Genomic DNA, 17676 nt, shown 5'->3' on the forward strand with positions numbered 1-17676 from the left:
CTCCTGGTTCACGCTACCGACGGCGTCGGTAGCCGGCGACGACACGGTCACCCGGTCTCGTGACCCTCGTAAGCCACCGCCACCCCGCCTATCGTATGGCGTGCTTGCCCTGCCACGATCGTGCCCGGCCCGTGGAGCGGACAGCTGGTCTTGTCATCCACGCGGGCGACAGCTATGCCGCCCACCGTGAAGTGACTGAGGGCGACCCGCTCGACCTTGCCGCCATCACTGGTAAAACGCATGTCGGCTCGACTTGCCTGCTGCGCCTTCAATCGCTGCCAGCGTCAGCCACCGGCAAGGCGCGGTGCCCGAACACGTCGCCACCGTCCGGATGGATCTGGGCCTTGCGCTGTTCTTCCGTAGGTGGACTGATCAGGACAATGCTGGCTTCGTCAGGGTTGCGCAGGTTGATCGCCGCGCTGACGCCGCCGTCGCGATAGCTGCCCATGACGCCAATGCCCATCTGCACCAGCATGGTCGCCGCGCCGGTATTGCCCATGCGCTTGTGGGAATCGATGAACTGGCTGGACTGGCCCGTGTCGATCTGGGGACCGCCACCCTTGGTTTGCGCGTCCAGCGTGCGATGCAGCGCGATCAGGTGCTCGGTATTCCCGCCGGTGGCGGCGATGACGCGCGCAGGCGCTTGTCCGCGGCGCTCTTCGGGCAAGGTCTGCAACGCGGCTGCCCAGGCTGCCTGCAGCAGCTGTTGCCGATCCTCGCGCCGGGTGACGGGCTTGCCCTGCGCGTCGGTGAAACGCACGAAGGTCGGACGGTGGATATAGCCCAGCGTCGGCAGGCGGTCGAAGGTCTCGAGCTGGTCGCGGTTCCAGGGGATCGGAAACCAGGGCGTGGGCTTCCACTCTTTTGGCGGAAAGCGGGCGAAGGGATTGACCGTGCCCAGCAAGCCGGTGACGCCGGTGCCGCGGATGTCGGGCCGCCGGGCGAACGCGGCGGCGGCTTCGAGCCATTCGCTGACCAGGGGCTGGCGTTGTCCCACCTCATTCAGATCCTGGCGGGTCATGTCGGCGCCGACTTGCGTGGGGCTCTGCAGAGCGTGCGGGCGGCTGTCGTTCGGCACCGCGGACATCAGGTTGCCGTACATCCAGCGAAATTCTTTTTGCACGAACTCGTTGTCCGGATCGTCCCAGACGAAGGGCCGCACCGGGTCGACCCGCTCGCGCCGGGCGAGCACAAATAGCGCGGACGAATCGGGCATTTCGGTCACATAGTGGCCGTCCCTGAGCAGATTTGGCGTACCGCTCGGGCGGCGATCTTCACGCGACCCGAGGCTGTCTTCGGTGTTCAGCACAATGTAAGGCACATCTGGATGGGCATCGAAGAAGGCAAACACGTCTTCCAGGATACGGTCGGGATGCTCGGCGAAGCGGCGCGGGCCGGCCACAAACAAATGCCAGGCCATGCCGGAGGAGACCGCCCCCCCGGCCAGTCCGATCACGGGCGAATATGGCTGGTCTTGCCATATTGGATTGACTATCGACGTCTCTGCATTGAACACCGGCACACCGTAATACATTGGCGTGAACTTCGCGCCATTGATCAGCGAACTCTCGTTCCGACCGCCGCCTACGCCGCCCTTGTCGAACGCAGTCCACGCATATTTCGCCGGATCCTGCTCGCGTATCGTGGTGTGAGGATTGCCGGCCTGCAGGGCGTCCAGCAATTTGCCCTGCCGGTATTTGTCCACCGTAACGCCGAGACCGATTACTTCGAGTACATATTCGCGTTTCTGCTGTTCGGTTAGGCTCTGTACCTGCGCCGCCTTCGACTCACCCTGCCCGGCATTCTGCACGGTCTTCGATGCGTTCACCGACAGGACACCTAACAAGGCCGAGACTACGATAGCTGGCGGCGCCACCCACCACAAAATCCGATTGCCCAATGTCTGCTCCCGTAAGGTTAAGCTTTCCGGCTCGATGACGGTCATCACGAATACTGTCCAGACTGGAATGAGTATGATGAGCGCGAAAACCGCGCCGAGGAGATACTTCCATGATCCGACCCTCCCGCTGGAGGCGATGCTCATCGCCCCTCCTTCTTAGCGATACCCGCGTCTGCGGCGGTTGGCGGCGACGCAGTCATCCGGTCGCCGGCCAGCGTTTCGCACACCACGGATGTCGGCAGCCCAGCCTGCAAGCCAGGAATGCAGGCCGGCAGAATCCCCGAGCTGTAATACGCTGAACTTCCCTTTAAGAGAGCCTCGCGGTCCGGCTTTTCGACCTTCCAGTACGCGCCGAACTTGGCAATGAACACTTCCCAACGCAGGATGGACGGCCGTTTGGTCGCCGTCTTATTCGACTGCAAGCGCCAGTCCGCCACCGCGCACAAATACGCATAGAACTTCGGATCGCTCGACGCCAGCCCGCCGCCGATTGCCAGGTCGTAAGCGGTCACGTTGCGATGGTTTGCCGCGCTGCCGAAAATGGAGCCGTGAAAGGATTTTGGACTGACCTCGTGCTGCCAGCGCTTGCGCGCCTCGTTCGGGCTTTCCTGAATCTGCGCCATGACCTTGCCGTTGGACAGCCGCGTGGCTGCCAATACCTTCCGGCGCCCTTCGGGCCCATGCCCATCGAGCTTGCGCTCCCGGTTGTAGCGCTCCTCGATGCGCTTGCAATCGGCTTGCGACAAGACCTCGAAATCATCCGAACGTCGCGTCGTTCCGGACGGGTCGGGGCATTCTTCATGCATGATGTTCAGGCCCTTGCCGCTTGTAATTGCAATCGCCGCATCGATCGGGTCGACTGCTTCGCACGGCCCCTGGTCCCTGGTAGGCGTCCTGGACTGCTTCGAGGTCTTTGGGATGTTCCTTGGGTCAACCTGGCCGCGTCCGCGCAGATCCGCCGCGACCGGCACCCGCAAGGCTTCGCCGTTAATGCTGCGAATTCCCTCGCGTCTGGCAGGATCGGATTGCGCCGCATGTGACGTAGCGGGCTTTGGCGGCCAGGCCACTTCGGGGTGATTTGCGCGCAGGGTGCGGTTTGCGCCTGCCACATGGGCGTGATCGTCTTCATCCTCGATGCGCAGCGCGAAATCGTGCGGCGCTTGACCCACCAGGACCGGCCCTACCGTCTTTGTCGCCGGATCGTGGCGCTGCTTTCCGGTAAATACCCGCTGATAGAACTGACGGCCCAACTCTTCCAGCGGCCGACGGTCCTGCTGCTCGGTCTTGAACTGCCTCGACGCTCCGCCCCAGACACTGCGCCTGGTCCCCGGATCGTTCTTCGACAGTGCTGTCCCGCGCATGAAGTCGGGCACGCCCTGCCAGCCGATGCCTTTCATATTGTCGAGCGCTACCGTCATGTCTTCCGGGCAGAAATACAGGTAGACCTTGCCTCGATTGTCGCGGTCGCTACCGGCACGCCATCGTGCGCCGACCATCCCGTGGTGTTTCCCTTGGTCGGTCAGCGCGGTGAACGCCGGCGCCGTGTGTTTTTTGGCAGCCACTCCCTTGACAATATTGGCCAGCGTGCGCAAGCGTGCGTCGAAGCTCTGGCGCGACTTGAGCACATCGTACTGCCCTTGCATGGCGGCGTCCGTTCCACTCTTGAACATTTCCGACACCCCCACCAGGTAACCGGCCTCTTCTTCCAGGCTGTATGGTGGATGGGTCAGGATCAGCGTATCGGCCGGCCGCTGTGCATCGTCGAGCAGGAAAGCCTGGGCCAGCAGGCTGACCAGGCAGCCCTGGCTATGCGCGACGACGTTCACGACGTCGTTGGCATCATAATCGCGGATCATGGCAATCAGGGCCGCCAGCCGCCTGGCCGCGAGCACCATGTACATGCGCCCGGGTGCGCTGTACACCGGGCGCACCGGGTCGCCGCCCACGTCCACCGGCGAGCATATTCCCCGGTTCCACATATCGGGCAGGGTGCTGGTGGCATTCGCAAATGGACCGCCGCCTTTCGCCAGGTCCAGGTCCAGGCGGTTGCCGTAGCGGTCCGTGCGCTGGCCATTTCTTGTTCCTGCATCCTTGAACGTCTCCCGATACCCCCAGTAGAAAGGAATGACGGGGCTATGCGTCGCAAGCTGGGTCGTGCGCTTGAAGAACACCGCGTCCGGATCTTTTTCCAGCACGTCCTTGTCTTTGTCAGTGGGTAGCCGATATGTCCCCGGCACGAAGCGTCCCGGCTTGCCATGCAGCCGGATATCCAGGCCGGCACACAGGCCTTCCTCGACCGCGCCATAGCTGGTGCCGACATCGTTCACGCCATGGACGACGATGACGTTGCAGGGCAAGTCGGGCTTGATATCGACTTTCTTGTCCGACTTGCGTGCACACTGGAGTACGCTCGCGTCCTGCCCGATGCAATACGGTTCTCGCGGATACAGCATGCAACTCTCCTTACTGCTCGTCGCTCAGGATGCGGATGTTCGCGATATGCATCGCATCGCGTGCCAGCAGTTCGGTCTTGCCCTCGGCATCACTCATGCCTTTGAGCGTACTGCCGTCGCTCATCTCGATCTCGAAACGGCGGTTGGCGGCGGCCACCGGATCGTCGCCATGGGCGCCGTACTTCAGCACGAATTTCTGGTCCGGCGCGCCGCTGTCAAAGGTCGGCAATTCGGCCGTCATCGTGGCCGGGCCGTCCAGGGGAAAACGTGCAGCCTGTTGCTTGATGTCGCCTTTGGTACCGAGCGAGATACCGTCTCCGATCTTGATGAACGACCCGTCCTCGGTAATAAACTGGATTTCCTTCGCCATCAGCACGATCTTGCCGTCGGTTGCCGTGACCTTGACATTCTTGGCAGAATTAAGCTCGGTATCGTCGTGCTGGCTCTGCAGCAAGAACTTGCCGTGATGGGCAATGGCCCGGATTCCGCCATGGTGCGAGAACATCGACACCCCCTGCCCAGCATGCAAGTGCAAGCGCTGGCCTGCGCTCAGCTGGATGTGCTGCTGGGCTACCGTATCGACGTTGGTGCCGGCAAAGCTGACCAGCGCCTTGGGTGTGGCGAAGCTGATGCCATCGGGCGCTGTGATGCCGATCACGGCTGCGCCGCCGCCCTGCCCTTCGGGCGCCGTGTTGCTCCCGTTTTCCCATTGCTCCAGCCGCGACTTGAGTTGGCCGAGTGGCTCCGCGTCGAGCAACGCGCCCTGGTGCTGCGCGGCATGGTTGCCCAAGTTCTGGCACTGCTCCAGGCATTGCTCCATCAGCGACAGGAACTCGGCGCGGGCAAGCTGGCCATCGACCGCATTGAGGCGCTGCCAGGCCGTCAACAGCATGCCTTTGGCTGCGCGCACGGCCACATGTTCATCGCTGCGCAGTTCTGCGCCTTCGCCACGCGCCGCGCCCACGCCATCGTGCCGCGGGTGACGCAAGTGACCGAGATTGAGCTGGCTGTGGCCGTGTTCACTGGCGAGCTGGGCGCTGATCTGGCCCGGCGTATCGTCCATGCGAAGCTGGTTGCAGCGTTGCCCCTTTACCTCGCGGCTCTTTATCCCCGACAAGAACCGATTGCCCGGCAGTCCGCCGGCATGGGAAAAATCCGGAGGAGGCGTCCTGCAACCATGCACGCGGCCTGTAATGACGGGCCGATCCGGGTCGCCACCAAGGAAACTGACAAGGCATTCTTCTCCGGCGCGGGGCAGCGAAATCGTCCCGTAGTGTCCGCCCGCCCAGGAGCTCGCGACCCGGATCCACGCCGAATCGTTCGCGCTATCCAATGCTCCGGCGCCCTGGCCGTGCGCATGGCCGCTCGGCCGGGAGGCGGGAAAGCGCACCTTGACCCGGCCTTGCCGGTCGCAATGGATTTCGTCGTCGCCTGGCGCGACCACAAACACACTCTGTATTTGTGTGGGCGGCAAGTCGATCGCGGGATCGAACAGCGGAACGATGGGAATGCCGCGCCGGACACAGCTGAAGCGGTTCGAATAACGGGCTCCGCGTTCCGCACTCGCGCGGTCCAGGCCCGTATCGGCCTGCTGCCACTGATTGCGCGTGAAAAGCCGCGTGATGCGGTCGTTCAGCGACTTGGGCAGATTGTTTTCTGCCTCAAGCCGCAATTCGGTAATGACGAATTCACGCTCTGCGGGCAGGTGGGTATCGATTTCAGGGTGGCCCTGCATGGCGATCCATTGGCCGACGCCCAGGTCGCGCACTCCACTTTCTGCCTCGAAATATTTGGCTGCGTACTCGTGGTGTTGCATGCGCAAGGTCGCAAGCGCGCTGAAATCCCTGGCGTCGTCCCCCGCATGCGGGGATTCGGCCAGGTAGTCGTCGAGTTTCGCCGCGAACCTGTTACCGAATTCTCCCTGGTCGTGACAGCCAGGTACGGTGATCTCGGATGCCAGCGCACTCTTGTAATCCAGGCTGTGGCGCGTGACCTGGCCCGCGGTCAGGGTGCGCAGGGCGTGCCACGCAGTAATGCTGTCCCGGGCTTCCGTGCCATCGTCGCGATGGTAGCGCACACTACCAGCCGCACTTTGCGACAGCGCCTGGGAGTTGTCGAACAAAACGAGCCGCTGACCGCGAACCACGTCGCCGCGCGTCACCTCGCCCGCATCAAAAAACCAGGCCAGTCCGCGCCGCTTCCAGAGTCGGCGCAGGAATGCCGCGACCGATTCGTTGTATTGCATCGTGAATTCGCGCGGTGGATAAGAGCGCGCCGTCAGCAGTTTGAAGTCGAAGCAATGCGCCAGCACCGGATTGTGCTGTATCCATTCTCGCAGCAAGATATTGGTGATATCGATTTCGCTCGCGTTTCGGAAAATGCGGGTGTTGGTGCTTGCCTCCATTAAGCTCAGTGCGTCGCGGATAACCAGTTGATAGGTGGCCAAGCCACCGTCGCTTTCGCCTTCGGCAGCTTGCGCGACGATACCGCAAATCGAATGCAGCCCGCCGCGGTCGGTGACGAACTGTAGTTCCGCAGCCACGGCATTGAACGACTTGAGTGACAACCCGGCCCGGCTGGCAACGCATAGCAAGCGGTATTCGAATCCGCCGCATATCGCGGAATGCCCTGTCACCCTCTTGACAAGCAGGAGGTCAGTCACAGGCCCTTTCGCGCTGCGCAGGCGCAGGCGGATCGGGCGGTTGGCGTCGGTCAACTCGTGCGGCGATACGTGCATCTGCAGTGAGCGCATGCAAGCTCCGTTGCGTGGACAAGGGATTTGTATCGGGAGGCAAGCTCAGGAGCAGCATGCAACTGCGGTACCGAACTGGCTCGTTAACGATGGAATATTGAAACAATGCGAAGAGATATCATTGATACTCCTCAACATTGGGAACGGACCAGAAAGGGGGCGCCCTGCGATCAGCCTGGGAAACTCTGCCCGTAGATCGAAGTCTGCCGATCGGGCCAGCCGCCCCACCAGCCATCGCGAACTGGTAGGCAAATCGATTGATGTGCCAGTCCAGGCATCAGCCTGGCAGGTCGAACAGCAAGATCTCGGCCTGGTCGGCGCGCTCGAGCTGCACGCGTGCTTCCCTGCTCACCGTTAAGGCATCGCCCGCGCCGAGCCCCACGCCGTTGACCGTGGCGCTGCCCCGGATCACATGGACATAGGCCTGGCGTCCGGTACCGAGGGGGTGTTCCAGTGACGCTTCGCCATCCATGATGGTGGCGTAGATGCTGGCGTCCTGGCGCATCGAGACCGAGCCTTCACGGCCATCGTTCGAGGCGATCAGGCACAGGCGGCCGGTCTTCGATGCCGCGTCGAAGTGCTTTTCCTCGTAGCCTGGCGCCCCGTCGGTGGTGTTCGGCTCGATCCAGATCTGCAGGAAATGCACGAGCTCGTCTTTCGAGTGGTTGAACTCGCTATGCGCCACGCCGCTGCCCGCGCTCATGCGCTGCACGTCGCCATAGCGCAGCACCGAGCCGTTGCCCATGCTGTCCTGGTGCGCAAGCGCGCCGTCGAGCACGTAGGAAATGATCTCCATGTCGCGGTGCCGATGCGGCTCGAAGCCGCGGCCCGGCGCCACACGGTCTTCATTGATCACCCGCAGCGGGCCCACGCCCATGTGGAGCGGGTCCTGGTAGTGACCAAACGAGAAGCTGTGCCGGGACGCGAGCCAGCCCATATCCACGGCGCCGCGTTCTCCGCTTTTACGTAGGTTCAACATGATCAGCTCCTTTGATTTATGCGCTGGCCTCATTATGCGCGCCTGCCGCCGCGCTGGAAATCAGGAGTTGGTGCTTTAATCATCGAGGTCGCCCTGCAAGCGCCCGTGCCGATATAATCGAAGCCCCGCGCCCCATCGACCCAAGGACGACAATGAAAGCACCCACCCGGTTTCTCCGCCTGACCTGCGTACTGCTGCCCCTGCTGCTGCCATCCGGCGCCGCGCTCGCGGATGACGTGGCCATCGTGGCTTGCCGTACGCTGAGCGACACCGGCGCGCGCCTGGCCTGCTACGACGCGATCAAGCTCGGCGCCAGGCCAGCGGCTCCGGCGCTTGCTGCGCCGGAGCCGGGCAGCGCGGCCAATTTCGGCATGGAGACCGTCAAGCGACGCGAAGCGGAGCCGGTGTCGGTCACCAGCACCGTGGTCGGCGATTTCGACGGCTGGGGTCCCGGTACCCAGATCCGCCTGGCCAATGGCCAGGTCTGGCGCATCATCGACGGCAGCGAAGCGGTCCTGCCACGCAAGCGCGACGCCAGGGTGACGATCGAGCGCAACCTGTTCGGGACCTTGTTCCTCAAGGTAGAGGGCTCCAACAGCTCGGCCAAGGTGCGCCGGATGCAGTAAAGCGGGTCGTCCGTGCTTCGTCCGTGCTTCGTCCGTGCTTCATCCTTGCGCTTTCGTCGCCTGTCGCTTCCGGATAGCGCGGCGCGACACTAGTTCCTAAACTGTCTCCAGTACTTCATGGCTAAGAACATGGCAGAGCATCTGATGAGCAGCAACACCGCCGGGCGCTTCGCCCGCTTCAGGCAGGCGACTGCCGCCGACATTCCCGCGATGTCGGCCATTCGCCTGTCCGTCACCGAAAACGTGCTGTCGGACCCGAGCCGCGTCACCCTCGCCATGTACCACGCTTATCTCGATGCCGACGGGCGTGGATGGGTGGCCGAGGTCGACGGCGAAGTGGTCGCCTTCAGCTATGCCGACCGCCACGCGGGCTCGATCTGGGCCTTGTTCGTGCGTGGCGACCACGAGGGACAGGGCCTGGCGCAGGGCTTGCTGTCACTGGCTAGCAGCTGGCTGTTTGCGCAGGGCCACCCGTGCATCACGCTCAGCACCGGTAGCGGCACCCGCGCCGACCGCTTCTATGCCAGGCAAGGCTGGCAACGCCATCGGCTCGACGCCGCCGAGGTGCACTACCGGCTGGCACACGACAGCCCGGCGGCAAGCCGTGCATGCCTTGACGCCGCCGGCCTCATCGCGCATGCTATTTAGTTAATAACGTCTGCTTCGTCCATGAGGCTTGCACGGCAGCGCGCGCGGGCGCCCAGTCATCCACTGGCCGGCCGGTGCGCCGCCGTCAATAGCGCAGGCGTGCCTTGCTAATTGCCATCGACAGGACGACCGCATGACACCGAACGACCAGGCCAGGGGCCCGCACGCCCCGATCGAATACATCCTTAACGCCAGCTGCCGCGCCGGCATCGGCATCGTGGCCGCCGTCGCCACCTTTCTGGCGCAGCGCGACTGCTATATCTGCGCGCTGGAACAGTTCGACGACGATTCCACCGAACGCTTCTTCATGCGCGCGGTGTTCCGCCGCCAGGGCGGCTCGCCCGCGATCGACGAGCTGCGCGCGCAGTTCGCGGACCTGGTGGCCGCGCACCTGGAGATGGATTGGAAAATCCACGACCCGGCCGATCCGGTCAAGACCGTCATCATGGTCTCGAAAGACGACCACTGCCTCGACGATTTGCTGTACCGCCGCCGCAACGGCGAGCTCAACATGTCGGTGACCGCGGTAGTGTCGAACCATCTCGACCTGCGCCCGATGGTGGAACGCGAAGGCATCCGCTTTATTTTCCTGCCGGTTACCAAGGAAAATAAAGCGCAGCAAGAGACGCGCCTACTCGAAGTATTCGAGGAAACCGGCGCCGAGCTGGTGATCCTGGCGCGCTACATGCAGATCCTGTCGGACCAGCTGGCCAGCCGCCTGGCAGGCCATTGCATCAACATCCACCACTCCTTCCTGCCCGGCTTCAAGGGCGCCAAGCCCTACCACCAGGCCTTCGACCGCGGCGTCAAGCTGATCGGGGCTACTGCGCACTATGTCACGCCCGACCTGGACGAAGGCCCGATCATCGAGCAGGTGCTGACCCGGGTCGACCATAATTTCAAGCCCGAGCAGCTGGTGCGGGTTGGCCGCGACAATGAATGCCAGGCCTTGGCCGCTGCCGTCAAGTTTCACATCGAGCGCCGCGTCTTCGTGCACGGCACCAAGACCATCGTCTTTCGCGGCAGCTGAAAAACAAAGTTTTTCTGTGCAAGAAAAAGTTCCAGAAAAGATCAGGACATCGCTATAATTATTGGAGCAATCCGGGAGGTGCGCTGCTCGCTTATCTGCTGCAAATCCCGGTCTGCGTGATTGTCATATGGTGACATTTGGTGAGCTTTCGCCATGCCGGCGAATGCCACAATGCCTGCTGCGCTGACGGACTTGCGCCCATCTTATTTTTGGACAGATTAATCGTGGCCCGTCCCATCAGCCCAGACGCACTGGCAATCGACCCGCTCGGCGGCGAGTTCGCCGATCGCGCAACCGAAACCGCCTACCTCGACCAGCAGCTGCCGCGCACCCGTGCGCAGCTGGGCTTTACATTGCTGTTCTGCGCCCTGTTCTTCGTGTCCTTTTTCGCCAGCGATGTCGCGGCGCTTGGCCTGGTTGCGGACACGGCGCTGCTACTGGCGGCGCGACTGGCGGTGGCCATCATCGCCTGTGGCTGCGCCTGGCTGGCGCTGCGGCGCCCGCTGTCGATCGGCGCGACCCGGCTGGCGGCCAGTGTCGCCGAATGCGTCGCCCTGGCCTGCTTCATGGTAATTGCCGTGTATCGGCCTGGCGAATTCCACTGGCACGCGATGTCGCTGGCGATCATGCTGCTGGTGATCTACCTGTACATTCCGAACCGGCTGGTCTATGCGTTCGGGCTGGCCAGCACGGCCACCGTCGGCTTCCTGGCACTGACCTTCGGCTATGCTGCACTCGATTTTGCCGACATGCTAACGCTGGGCATGCTGCTGGCGCTGGTGAACACCTTCGGGGCCCTGGCCGCGCGCCGCTACAACCAGGTGGCGCGCGAAGAGTTCAGCGCCCGCGCGATCCTCCAGCATGCCGCCGAGCGCGACCACCTGACCGGCTGTTTTAACCGCCGCTTCCTGCACGAGCGGCTGATGGGTGCGACCTCGCCGCTCGGCCCGGGCCAGCCGCACACCGTGATCCTGTGCGACATCGACAATTTCAAGCAAATCAACGACACCCATGGCCATGCCGGAGGCGATGCCGTCCTCGCCGGCTTTGCCGGTCTGCTGCGCGCAACTGCGCGCGAAGGCATCGACAGCGTCGTGCGCTACGGCGGCGAAGAATTCCTGCTGGTGCTGCCGGGCATGGGGCGCGAAGCAGGCGTGCAGCTGGCCGAATGGCTGCGTATGCGCATTGCCGCCACGCCCGTGCCTGACAGCGCTGGCGGGCAGCCGATCCACGCCACCGCCAGCTTCGGGGTAGCCACCGTGGTGCCGCCAGCTGCCGCCGTGGCCGCGCCCGTCGCGCTGGCACAACTGATCGCTACGGCAGACCAGCTGATGTACACCGCCAAGCGCAACGGCCGCAACCGCGTCGAGTCACTGACCTCGACCCCGGACCCACAGCCCGCCAGCCTGGCCGCAGTCGCCTGACTGCCACTACCGGGCTGGCGTACCGGCCTGCGCCATGCATGTTTTTGAGCGTACAAAAGCCATGATCGAGATCATGGCTTTTGCATGATTCGTGTCATTCCAGGCGCGCTACACCGTATCGTTGGCCGTATGCCATACGCATTTCCACCTAGTTGCAACTCCAACTATTTGCTGGTACAACAACTGCTGTGTACACACGCGCTGGCAGCTGGCTGGCCATGGCCTGCCAGCCTTTGTCAGAATCGATTGGATGGCTTGCCCTGCGTGCATTGCACTGCCCAAACTTATAAACGAGGTTAGAGGAAGACACCGATGAAAACCACCTTTTTGCGCACCGTCGCAGCCATTGCCCTGCTCAGCAGCGCAATGGCCCATGCCCAGAATTATCCGACCAAGACCATCACCATGATCGTACCGTTCGCCGCCGGCGGACCGACCGACACCGTGGCACGCCTGGTCGCCCAGTCGATGGGCAACACGCTCAAGCAGCAGATCATCATCGAGAACGTCGGCGGCGCCGGCGGCACGATTGGTGCGGCGCGGGTGGCCAAGGCCACGCCCGATGGCTACACGCTGTTCCTGCACCACATCGGCCAGGCTACCGCCCCCGCCCTGTATCGCAAGCTGAGCTATAACGCGATCGACAGTTTCGAGCCGATCGGCCTGATTACCGACGTGCCGATGACCCTGGTGGCCAAGAAGGATTTCCCGGCCAAGGACTTCAAGGAACTACTGGCCCATGTCAAAGCCAATCAGGCCAAGGTCACCTATGCCAATGCCGGACTCGGTTCGGCCTCGCACCTGTGCGGCATGCTGTTCCAGAGCGCCATCGGGGTCGACCTCACCACCGTTCCTTACAAGGGTACCGGCCCGGCCATGAATGACCTGCTCGGCGGCCAGGTCGACCTCATGTGCGACCAGACCACCAATACCACCAGCCAGATCAAGGGCGGCAAGATCAAGGTCTATGGCGTGACCACCAAGTCGCGCCTGGCGTCGATGCCCGACGTCCCAACCATGAACGAAGCCGGCCTGCAGGGCTTCGAAGTCGCGGTCTGGCATGGCATGTACGCACCCAAGGGCACCCCAAAGCCGGTCATCGACACCCTGTCGAACGCGCTGCGCGTCGCCCTGAAAGACCCGGTCGTCAAGCAGCGCTTCGCCGACCTCGGCACTGAACCGGTCGCCGACAGCCGCGCACGTCCGGAAGCCCTGCGCGCCCACCTGAAGTCGGAGATCGATCGCTGGGGTCCGATCATCACCAAGGCTGGCCTGTACGCCGATTAAGCCAAGCCGGCAGTAACGCTGCGCGCCGCGCGCTGCCCCCGGGCCCGCGCGGCGCTTCCATTTACACCACGCAACAAGGGGTTCGCAGTGACTTCCATCGTCCGCCATCCACAGAATTTCTGGATCGGCATAATTTTCATATTCTTCGGCCTGGCCGCCGTGTATTTCGGCCTGGAGCACGAGATGGGGACCGCCGGCCGCATGGGCCCGTCCTATTTCCCGTCCGTCCTCGGCGGTCTGCTCGCGCTTGTCGGACTGGCTAACCTGATCCGCTCGTTTATTGGCCATGGCGAAAGCATCGGCAAGTTTCACGTCAAGAATATCGTCATCATCCTGTCCGCGGTACTGCTGTTTGGCGTTCTGATGCGCAATGCCGGCCTGGCCGCTGCCGTGTTCGTACTGGTCATGCTCAGTTCCTACGCCAGTCCCAAGTTCCGTCTCCCGGGCGCCCTGCTGCTGGCGACTGGCCTTTCCCTCTTTGCCATCGTTATCTTCGTCAAGCTGCTGGGCTTGCCGATGCCGGTGATCGGCCCCTGGCTCTCGATGGATTAAGCACATGGAAATTTTTGCCAACCTCGGGTTGGGCCTGGAAACGGCCTTTACCCTGACCAACCTGTTTTACTGCCTGGTGGGCGTCTTCGTCGGCACCGCCGTCGGCGTGCTGCCGGGCCTGGGCCCGATCGCCACCATCGCGATGCTGCTGCCGGCCACCTTCGGCCTGCCGCCGATCTCGGCCTTGATCATGCTGTCAGGCATCTACTACGGCGCGCAATATGGCGGCTCGACCACGGCGATCTTGGTCAACCTGCCGGGCGAATCATCCTCGGTCGTTACCGCCCTTGACGGCTACCAGATGGCGCGCCAGGGCAATGCCGGCAAGGCACTCGCCACTGCTGCGCTGTCCTCGTTCTTCGCCGGTACTGTCGCCACCGTCCTGCTGGCGCTGTTCGCGCCGCCGCTGGCCGAACTGGCCCTGAAATTCGGCCCGGCCGAATACTTCTCGCTGATGGTGCTCGGGCTGGTGGCATCGGTGGTGCTGGCCAGCGGCTCGCTGCTCAATGCGATCGGCATGGTGCTGCTCGGCCTGCTGCTCGGCCTGGTCGGCACCGACGTCAATTCGGGCGCGCAGCGTTATACCTTCGAACTACCCGAACTGGCGGACGGCATCAATTTCGTGATCGTCGCCATGGGCATGTTCGGTATCGGCGAGATCATCCGCAACCTCGAACACGACGAAGACCGCAGCCTGCTCATGAAGAAGGTCAAGGGACTGATGCTGACCAAGGATGACTTCAAGCGCATCATCGCGCCGGTCTTCCGCGGCACGGTGCTCGGGTCGGCCCTGGGCATCCTGCCCGGGGGCGGCGCGATGTTGGCCTCGTTCGCGGCCTATTCGGTCGAAAAGAAGGTCTCGCCGAACTCGAAGAACTTCGGCAAGGGCGCCATCGAAGGCGTGGCAGCTCCCGAGGCGGCCAACAATGCCGGCGCCCAGACTTCGTTCATTCCGATGCTCACGCTCGGCATTCCATCCAACCCGGTGATGGCGTTGATGATCGGTGCCATGATCATCCAGGGCATACAGCCAGGTCCGGCCGTCATGACCGAGCAGCCGGCGCTGTTCTGGGGCCTGATCGTGTCGATGTGGTTCGGCAACCTGTTCCTGGTCGTGCTGAACCTGCCGATGATCGGCCTGTGGGTCAAGATGATCATGGTGCCTTACCACCGCCTGTATCCGGCGATCCTGATGTTCTGCGCCATCGGCGTGTTTAGCCTGAACAACAACGAGTTCGACGTCTACCTGATGGCGCTGTTCGGCCTGTTCGGCTATATTTGCGCAAAATTGGGGGCGGAACCGGCGCCGATGCTGCTCGGCTACATCATCGGCCCGATGATGGAAGAATACCTGCGCCGCGCCCTGCTGCTGTCGCAGAGCGACCCGACCGTGTTCGTCACGCGTCCGATCAGCGCCGTCATGCTGGGCCTGGCCGTGCTGGCGCTGGCGATCGTGATGCTGCCGTCGCTGCGCAAGAAGCGCGAAGAAGCCTTCCACGAAGAAGATTGAGGGTAGCAGCGCACCGCTGCCTGGCAGCGGTGCGCCTCGCCGCATTTCCCCTCAGTAGCCGTTAGAACAAGGCGCCTTGTGGACTCGTGAGCTGCGCGAAGCTCTCGCCCATGAACGGCAAAATTGCGTCCGCGATTGGCTCGAGCTGTTTGGCCAGGTAGTGCTGGTAGTCGAGCGGCGTTCCCCTCAGGGCCTGCAGTTCCACCTGCTCGGGGCCGGCGATGGTCATCACATAACGAATCGAGCCGCCGTTGCGGTATTGCGCCGGGCGTCCCTGCGCGGTATGAAAATCGTCGGCCATGCGCGCCGCGCGCACATGCGGCGGCACGTTGCGCTCGTACTCGATGAGCGGGCGGCGCAGGCGCTTGCGGTAGACCAGCAGTGCATCAAGTTCGCCACGCAGGGTGCGCGCCACGAAGTCCTGCAGCCAGGCGGCGTAGGGCTCGCGCTTGAAGATGCGCAGATAGAGTTGCTGCTGGAATTGCTGCGCCAGCGGCGACCAGTCCGAGCGCACGGTTTCCAGCCCCTTGTAGACCATTTCTTCGGTGCCATCAGGCTGGGTCACCAGGCCTGCATAGCGCTTCTTGCTGCCTTCGTCCGAGCCGCGCACGGTCGGCATCAGGAAGCGCGCGTAGTGGGTGTCGAATTCGAGCTCGAGGGCGCTCTCGATACCGTAGTCTTGCGCCAGACGCGCGCGCCACCATTGGTTGACCATGTCCACCAGCGCGCGTCCGATGCGCTGCGCGTCCTGCTCGCCGTGCGCACCGCCCAGCCATACAAACGTGGAATCGGTGTCGCCGTAGATCACCTGGTAGCCCTCGGCCTCGATCAGCGCGCGGGTGCGGTGCATGATTTCGTGTCCGCGCATCGTGATCGACGATGCCAGGCGCGGGTCGAAGAAGCGGCAGCCGGTGGTGCCCAGCACGCCGTAGAAGGCATTCATGATGATTTTCAGCGCCTGCGACAGCGGCAGGTTGCCCTCGCGCTTGGCCGCCTCGCGCCCTTGCCAGACCTCGCGCACGATCCCGGGCAGGCAGTGGCGGGTGCGCGAAAAGCGCCCCCCGCGAAACCCCGGAATGGCGACGTCGCCGTCTTCGGCCAGGCCCACCACCAGGCCCACCGGATCGATCAGGAAGCTGCGGATGATCGACGGGTACAGGCTTTTGTAGTCCAGCACCACCACCGAGTCGTACAGACCCGAGACCGAATCCATCACGAAGCCGCCCGGGCTGTCGCCAGCCGCCACGTCGCCGATATTGGGCGCGACGAAACCCTGGCGGTGCATCAGCGGCAGGTAGCGGTGCTCAAAGGCCGCGACCGAACCGCCGCTGCGGTCGGCCGCCAGCCCGGTGACGCTGGCGCGCTCCAGTAGAAAGCGCATCACGCCGGTCTTTTCGACGATCCGGGTGACCAGCTCGCAGTCCTTCAGGTTGTAATAGGCCAGCGCCGGCTTATCCTCTAGAAACATGCGATTGATCTCGTCCATGCGGCTGTACGGATTGTCGATCGCCTTGCCTTCACCGAGCAGGGCCTGCGACACCGCTTCCAGGCTGAACGAGGGGAAGCTCCAGGTGGCCGAGCGCAAGGCATCGACCCCGTCGATCACCAGCCGGCCAGCGATGCTGAGAAAGAAATGCTCCTTGCGGCCATGCGCGCGCGCCTCGACCGCGCTGCCATCGCGTCCCAGCCGCAACGGGCGGCCCAGGCGTTCGGCCGCCTTCACCAACATGCGAAAGTCGAACTGGATCACGTTCCAGCCGATGATCGCGTCTGGATCGTGCCGCGCGATCCACTGCTCGAACCGGTCAAGCAACTCGCGGCGGCTGGCGCAATAGTCGAGCTTGAAAGGCTGCGGGAACCTGCCGGGCAGGTCTATGCCGTTCGGTTCGCCCAGCATGTACACCTGGCGCTCCCCACAGCCTTCCAGCCCGATGCAATACAGCTCGCCATGCATGGTGGTCTCGATGTCGAGCGAAGCCAGGCGCAGTTGCGGGCGCCAGTTGCTGCCGGGCTTGAGCTGGGCAGCAACGACGCGGCGCGGGTCGTCAGGGTCGGGGCTGCCTTCGACCAGGACCGGCGCGGTGATGAAGCGCTCCATCAGGTAGCGCTCGGGTGGACGAATGTCAGCTTCGTACACGTCCACGCCAGCTTCGCGCAGGCGCTTCTCGTAGCGCAGCAGCTGGCGGTACTGGCGGCAGTACAGGCCCACGACCGGCCGGTGGCTGAAATCGCGCAGCGCCAGCTCGCGTAATTCCCAACCACCCCGGGAGGCTCCAGTCTCGGCCTGCAGCACCCGTTCGGCGCTGGCGCGCTGCTGCGCCGGAATAAAGGCGACGCAGGTTTGCGGCGGCAGCCGCACCAGGCGCGGGCCGTCGCTGGTGGCCAGCCAGAAGCTCACCTCAGTGCCGGCGTCGGTGTCGTGCCAGTGCCGGGTCAGCAGGAAACCCTGCAGCGGCCGCTGGCCTTGGCCGGCAGGGCTGGCAGGATCGATGTTGTCCATGGTGGCTTTCAACAC

Annotated in this window: 13 protein-coding genes; 7 read left to right on the forward strand and 6 right to left on the reverse strand. The window is 63.5% G+C overall.

All coding sequences use genetic code 11. The features are described 5' to 3' along the window. Positions 1–47: 47 nt before the first annotated feature. The 5 genes from NRS07_RS11605 to NRS07_RS11625 all read right to left on the reverse strand — a co-directional run bounded on the left by NRS07_RS11605 (position 48) and on the right by NRS07_RS11625 (position 8084). Positions 48–242, reverse strand: coding sequence for a PAAR domain-containing protein (locus NRS07_RS11605; RefSeq protein WP_259207007.1), 195 nt, complete (start codon positions 240–242; stop codon positions 48–50). Positions 243–268: 26 nt separating this feature from the next. Continuing rightward, complete coding sequence (locus tag NRS07_RS11610) at positions 269–2044, reverse strand: DUF2875 family protein (protein ID WP_259207009.1); 1776 nt, start codon at positions 2042–2044, stop codon at positions 269–271. Continuing rightward, on the reverse strand, positions 2041–4353 hold the full coding sequence (locus tag NRS07_RS11615; protein ID WP_259207011.1) for a DUF3274 domain-containing protein: 2313 nt from the start codon (positions 4351–4353) through the stop codon (positions 2041–2043). Before NRS07_RS11615 ends, NRS07_RS11610 begins: the two co-directional genes overlap by 4 nt. A 10-nt stretch (positions 4354–4363) precedes the next feature. Then, on the reverse strand, positions 4364–7105 hold the full coding sequence (locus tag NRS07_RS11620; protein ID WP_259207016.1) for a type VI secretion system Vgr family protein: 2742 nt from the start codon (positions 7103–7105) through the stop codon (positions 4364–4366). Between the two features lie 277 nt (positions 7106–7382). Continuing rightward, the gene (locus NRS07_RS11625; protein WP_259207017.1) at positions 7383–8084 is read right to left on the reverse strand and encodes a pirin family protein; all 702 of its coding nucleotides are present in this window, start codon (positions 8082–8084) and stop codon (positions 7383–7385) included. A 152-nt stretch (positions 8085–8236) separates the two neighbouring features. Here NRS07_RS11625 and NRS07_RS11630 point away from each other — a divergent pair, with 152 nt between their 5' ends. The 7 genes from NRS07_RS11630 to NRS07_RS11660 all read left to right on the forward strand — a co-directional run bounded on the left by NRS07_RS11630 (position 8237) and on the right by NRS07_RS11660 (position 15161). Next, positions 8237–8710, forward strand: coding sequence for a hypothetical protein (locus tag NRS07_RS11630; RefSeq protein ID WP_259207019.1), 474 nt, complete (start codon positions 8237–8239; stop codon positions 8708–8710). 129 nt (positions 8711–8839) lie between these two features. Further along, complete coding sequence (locus NRS07_RS11635; protein WP_307729890.1) at positions 8840–9358, forward strand: GNAT family N-acetyltransferase; 519 nt, start codon at positions 8840–8842, stop codon at positions 9356–9358. 133 nt (positions 9359–9491) lie between these two features. After that, positions 9492–10388: a formyltetrahydrofolate deformylase gene (gene purU / locus NRS07_RS11640; RefSeq protein ID WP_259207020.1), complete on the forward strand. Its 897-nt coding sequence runs from the start codon at positions 9492–9494 to the stop codon at positions 10386–10388. Between the two features lie 224 nt (positions 10389–10612). Beyond that, the gene (locus tag NRS07_RS11645; protein ID WP_259207024.1) at positions 10613–11812 is read left to right on the forward strand and encodes a GGDEF domain-containing protein; all 1200 of its coding nucleotides are present in this window, start codon (positions 10613–10615) and stop codon (positions 11810–11812) included. Between the two features lie 312 nt (positions 11813–12124). Next, on the forward strand, positions 12125–13099 hold the full coding sequence (locus NRS07_RS11650; protein WP_259207027.1) for a tripartite tricarboxylate transporter substrate binding protein BugD: 975 nt from the start codon (positions 12125–12127) through the stop codon (positions 13097–13099). A gap of 87 nt (positions 13100–13186) precedes the next feature. Next, positions 13187–13651, forward strand: coding sequence for a tripartite tricarboxylate transporter TctB family protein (locus tag NRS07_RS11655; protein WP_259207030.1), 465 nt, complete (start codon positions 13187–13189; stop codon positions 13649–13651). A gap of 4 nt (positions 13652–13655) precedes the next feature. Further along, positions 13656–15161: a tripartite tricarboxylate transporter permease gene (locus NRS07_RS11660; protein WP_259207032.1), complete on the forward strand. Its 1506-nt coding sequence runs from the start codon at positions 13656–13658 to the stop codon at positions 15159–15161. A 61-nt stretch (positions 15162–15222) separates the two neighbouring features. Here the strand turns inward: NRS07_RS11660 and NRS07_RS11665 are convergent, their stop codons facing one another. Continuing rightward, the gene (locus NRS07_RS11665) at positions 15223–17661 is read right to left on the reverse strand and encodes a DNA polymerase II (protein WP_259207034.1); all 2439 of its coding nucleotides are present in this window, start codon (positions 17659–17661) and stop codon (positions 15223–15225) included. Positions 17662–17676 lie beyond the last annotated feature (15 nt).

It is taken from the genome of Massilia sp. H6 (assembly GCF_024802625.1).
Lineage (GTDB): Bacteria > Pseudomonadota > Gammaproteobacteria > Burkholderiales > Burkholderiaceae_D > Telluria.

Coding starts and splice junctions, on each gene's coding strand:
- NRS07_RS11610 (WP_259207009.1), bottom strand. CDS start 2,044: ATGAGCATCGCCTCCAGCGGGAGGGTCGGATCATGGAAGTATCTCCTC.
- NRS07_RS11605 (WP_259207007.1), bottom strand. CDS start 242: ATGCGTTTTACCAGTGATGGCGGCAAGGTCGAGCGGGTCGCCCTCAGT.
- NRS07_RS11660 (WP_259207032.1), top strand. CDS start 13,656: ATGGAAATTTTTGCCAACCTCGGGTTGGGCCTGGAAACGGCCTTTACC.
- NRS07_RS11650 (WP_259207027.1), top strand. CDS start 12,125: ATGAAAACCACCTTTTTGCGCACCGTCGCAGCCATTGCCCTGCTCAGC.
- NRS07_RS11630 (WP_259207019.1), top strand. CDS start 8,237: ATGAAAGCACCCACCCGGTTTCTCCGCCTGACCTGCGTACTGCTGCCC.
- NRS07_RS11625 (WP_259207017.1), bottom strand. CDS start 8,084: ATGTTGAACCTACGTAAAAGCGGAGAACGCGGCGCCGTGGATATGGGC.
- NRS07_RS11635 (WP_307729890.1), top strand. CDS start 8,840: ATGGCAGAGCATCTGATGAGCAGCAACACCGCCGGGCGCTTCGCCCGC.
- NRS07_RS11665 (WP_259207034.1), bottom strand. CDS start 17,661: ATGGACAACATCGATCCTGCCAGCCCTGCCGGCCAAGGCCAGCGGCCG.
- purU (WP_259207020.1), top strand. CDS start 9,492: ATGACACCGAACGACCAGGCCAGGGGCCCGCACGCCCCGATCGAATAC.
- NRS07_RS11620 (WP_259207016.1), bottom strand. CDS start 7,105: ATGCGCTCACTGCAGATGCACGTATCGCCGCACGAGTTGACCGACGCC.
- NRS07_RS11615 (WP_259207011.1), bottom strand. CDS start 4,353: ATGCTGTATCCGCGAGAACCGTATTGCATCGGGCAGGACGCGAGCGTA.